4 protein-coding genes are annotated in these 3,549 nt (G+C 69.5%); 2 read left to right on the top strand and 2 right to left on the bottom strand.

Annotation, left to right across the window (positions count from 1 at the left end; translation table 11 throughout):
- Positions 1-28: 28 nt before the first annotated feature.
- Positions 29-598: an AAA family ATPase gene (locus AC08ON_RS17110; RefSeq protein WP_476617343.1), complete on the top strand. Its 570-nt coding sequence runs from the start codon at positions 29-31 to the stop codon at positions 596-598.
- A 115-nt stretch (positions 599-713) separates the two neighbouring features.
- Here the strand turns inward: AC08ON_RS17110 and AC08ON_RS17105 are convergent, their stop codons facing one another.
- Positions 714-1,748 (bottom strand): PLP-dependent aminotransferase family protein, encoded by a 1,035-nt coding sequence (locus tag AC08ON_RS17105; RefSeq protein WP_476608577.1) that lies wholly within the window; start codon positions 1,746-1,748, stop codon positions 714-716.
- Between the two features lie 17 nt (positions 1,749-1,765).
- Positions 1,766-2,413, bottom strand: a complete 648-nt coding sequence (locus AC08ON_RS17100) for an aminotransferase class III-fold pyridoxal phosphate-dependent enzyme (RefSeq protein WP_476608576.1) — start codon at positions 2,411-2,413, stop codon at positions 1,766-1,768.
- 238 nt (positions 2,414-2,651) lie between these two features.
- On the opposite strand from AC08ON_RS17100, the gene AC08ON_RS17095 reads away from it, so the two are divergent.
- A complete protein-coding gene (locus AC08ON_RS17095) occupies positions 2,652-3,494 on the top strand; it encodes a hypothetical protein (protein WP_476608575.1) in 843 nt (280 codons plus the stop codon).
- Positions 3,495-3,549: the final 55 nt, after the last annotated feature.

The following is a 3,549-nucleotide window of genomic DNA, read 5'->3' as shown; positions in this document are numbered from 1 at the left end:
GGGTATCTAGGTGCAGGCTCTACGCCAGATGCAGGGAGCAAGCGTGATCTGCTGGATCAACGGGTCGTTCGGGGCGGGCAAGACGACGCTTGCCGAGGAGCTGAGGCGACAGTGCTCTGACGCGCTGATGTTCGACCCGGAGGAGGTCGGGTTCATGCTGCGCGACATGGTCTCCCCTGCCCCGTCAGGAGACTTCCAAGACCTGCCCGCTTGGAGGCTCCTGGTCGTGGAGACCGGGCGGGTACTGGCGCAGCAGTACGGCCAGCTCGTCATCGCGCCCATGACCGTGGTCGATCCGGGATACGCGCGGGAGATTTTCGGCGGGCTGGCCGCCTACGGGATCCCGGTACGGCATTTCTTCCTCAAAGTGCCGGCCGCCCAGCTGCGGGAGCGGATCACCGGGCAGGTCATCCACCCCGACGACCCGAAGCGGGATGCCGAGGTCCGGCGATGGCGGCTGGCCCAGGTCGACCGGTGCACCACCGCCGAGGACACCCTGCCGAGCGACACGATCATCCTCGACGGCGAGTTGCCTGTATCAACCCTCGCAGACGAGGTGCTGCTGTCACTTGGGCAGGATGGCCGGCTCGTGCGGTGAGACGGCAGTGCTGCCGACGGCGCGGCCACGGGCGGCGGGCACCACAGAATTTGATCATCTGGTCGCCGGTGAGGAAAACCCGTCCCGGCGTCGTCGGGGTCGAGCAGGAGCGGGCTCAGGTCCGCAGCACGGCGATCTTGGACGTGGCGAGGTGGCCACCGAAGACGGTCTGAAGGAGGGTGAAGGCGAGGTCTCGCAGGGGCTCGGGAATGGGGCTTCTGGGAAGCTTGTGGCGGAGGCTGGCCGTCTGCGCCGCAAGCTCGTGTGACGGCTCGGTGCCGAGGATCGCGCGGGTCATGATGCTGGCGAGCTCGGGGATGTCGTCGGGTTGGAGGCCAAGCCAGGCCAGCTCGTTGACCCCGATCCGCAGGGCGGGTTCGGGAATTCCGGGCAAGTCGCCGAGGAAGTTGACCAGGATTCCAGCGTCGTGCAGTCGCCCGGCGGCATCGGCGGCTGCGATGCCATGCGGGGCGGTCCGCAGCCAGAGCTGGTGTCCCTTGCTGTAGCCGAACGTGGCGCCTTCCGGGGGCAGGCCATGGTCGGCCAGGCGCGCGCCGAGGGCGCGGGCGTTGGCGATGATCGAGCAGGGGTAGCCGGGGCAGCGTTCGGCGAACAGCGCGAGGGCCAGGCCGAGGGCGCAGGTGGCGCCGTGGTGGTGGCTGGAGATGACGTGCGGCTGGGCCACGCGGAGCAGGCGGGCGACCGCCTCGTCCCTGGTGGCGATGATGCCCTTCTGCGGGCCGGGGAGGGTCTTGTGGGTGGACCCCCCGAAGCTGTCGGCTCCGGCGTCCAGGGCACGGCCGATCAGGTCAGCGGCCGGGAACCGCAGAACCTGGTCGGGCAGCAGGAGAATGTTTCGCTCCGCGAACCAGGGCTGCGCGGAGAGCACGGCGCCCGTGCACTCCGCCAGTTCCGGGCGTTGGGTGGTGAACGCGACCGGCAGGCCCGCGGCTGCGGTCCTGGCGATGACGTGCCGGGCGGTGGCCTCCCTTCCCGGCCCGAGGACCATGACCAAGCGCAGCGCTGTGGCATGAGGCAACAGCAGGGCGAGGGTCTCGCCCAGCGGCGTGGACCCAGGTCCGAGCGGCAGGAGCTCCTTGCCGAACGGGAGGCCGAGGCGGCTCCCAGCCCCTGCGCAAGGGAGGATCACGGTCGATCTGTGGGAGGTCACTGGACGCCAGCCATGACGTGCACGCAGGCCTGGCCGATGACGGCGGCGATCCTACGGACCTGCTCCTCGGTGATGATCAGCGGCGGCGCGATCTGCAGCACCGCGCCCATCGGCCGGACCAACACGCCCCGGCGCATGCACTGCTCGGCCACCTGCCCTGCGAGTGCGTCGCTGGCCAGCTCCACCCCGGCCAGCAGCCCCCGGCCTCGGACATCCCGGACGGCGGGATGCCGCCGCAACCGCTCCAACTCACCGAGAAGAACGGTCCCGCGCTGGCGGGCGCGCCCGACGAGGCCGTCACGGTCGATCACATCCAGGCATGCCAGCGCCGCAGCACATCCGGTGGCGTGGCCCGAGGTGGTGTGCCCGTGCCGTAGCCCGCCCAGCAGTGGGTCGCCGGCGAACGCCTCGTAGACCGCCTGCGTAGTCGTGACCGCAGCAAGCGGGAAGTGCCCGCCGGTCAGGTGCTTCCCAGTCGTCACAAGGTCCGGGACGACCCCGTCATCGTGCTGGAAACCGAACATCCGGCCGGTCCGACCGAGACCGGTCATCACCTCGTCGACGATCAGCAGCACACCGTGCTCGTCACACGTCCGCCGCGCCCCGGCCAGACAGCCGTCGGGCAGCGGAATGACCCCGCCCACGCCACAGACGTCTCCTGCTCCCACCAGGCAATCGACCCCGTCGGAGGCGCAGGTGAAGGGCACTCACCGGCAACGCAATCACGCTCTCGCGCACTGGATCGGCAAGTCGGGCCGCAGCTACCAGCAGGTTGCCGACGAGGTATGCCGCCTCGCCCGACATCGCCGCCCTCCGGTGAACGCCGCGCCCGACAGCTCCCGGATCAGCCGGTGGGTCTCCGGCGAGCAGCCCCGCGGTGTCATGCCCGAGCTCCTCGCTGAAGCCCGCACCAGGCTTTGCGGCCTTTCCAAACCCCTCGACCGCGCCAGTATCGGTATGGACTCCGCCTCGCCAGGGCAGCGCGGTGTCCAGTTGCCCTGGCACCCGGACGCAGTCGTCAAATCGGTCCTTGATACGACCCGCAGCGACCTCACCAGTCCCCACCCGGATGGAACCGATCTGCTTACCGGCCCTGACCTCTTGAACGCCGTCTGCCCCTGGCTTGATCAGGATCCCGGCGAGCTTCCGCAGCCTGATCGTCCCGGACGCATTGGGTTGGCCGACGTCGAGAAGATCAGCGCGACCAGCGCCGCGTTCCGAACCTGGGACAACCAGCACGGCGGCGGCCTTTCACGCGACGCCGTCGTCGCCCAGCTCAAGGCAACCACCGAGTTGCTCTACCACGGCCGGATGACCGAAGCCGTCGGCCGCGAACTGTTCGCCGCCGTCGGCGATCTCGCAAGCGTCGCCGGCTGGATGACCCACGACGCTGGCCGCTCTCCGGAAGGACAGCGCTATCTCCTGCTCGGCCTGCGCGCCGCTCCCGAGGCAGGTGACACCGGTCTGGCCGCTCACTTGCTCAACTGCCTGGCCCGCGTCTCGGGCCACCTTGGCCGTGCCGACGACGCTTTGGAGATGGTCCAGCTCGCCCAGTACGGCACCCGTAAGCTCCCACCCTGCCGTATCAAGGCCGCCCTCGCCGCCCTCGAAGCCAGATACCTCGCCATCACCGGCGATCTCAGCGGCTTCCACCGCGCAGCAGGAGCAGCGGCCGACGGTATTGCCGCCGCCAGCCCGGACAGCGACCCCGAATGGGCCCAGTGAGCCTTTCCGCGCAACGATCGATAGCTCTGCGTGAGAATCACGGACGGTAGTTGGT

The sequence above is a fragment of the Frankia sp. CoWAU3 genome (assembly GCF_977971855.1).
The sequence above is the reverse complement of the archived record's forward strand: the minus strand, read 5'-3'. Positions and strand labels throughout refer to the sequence as shown.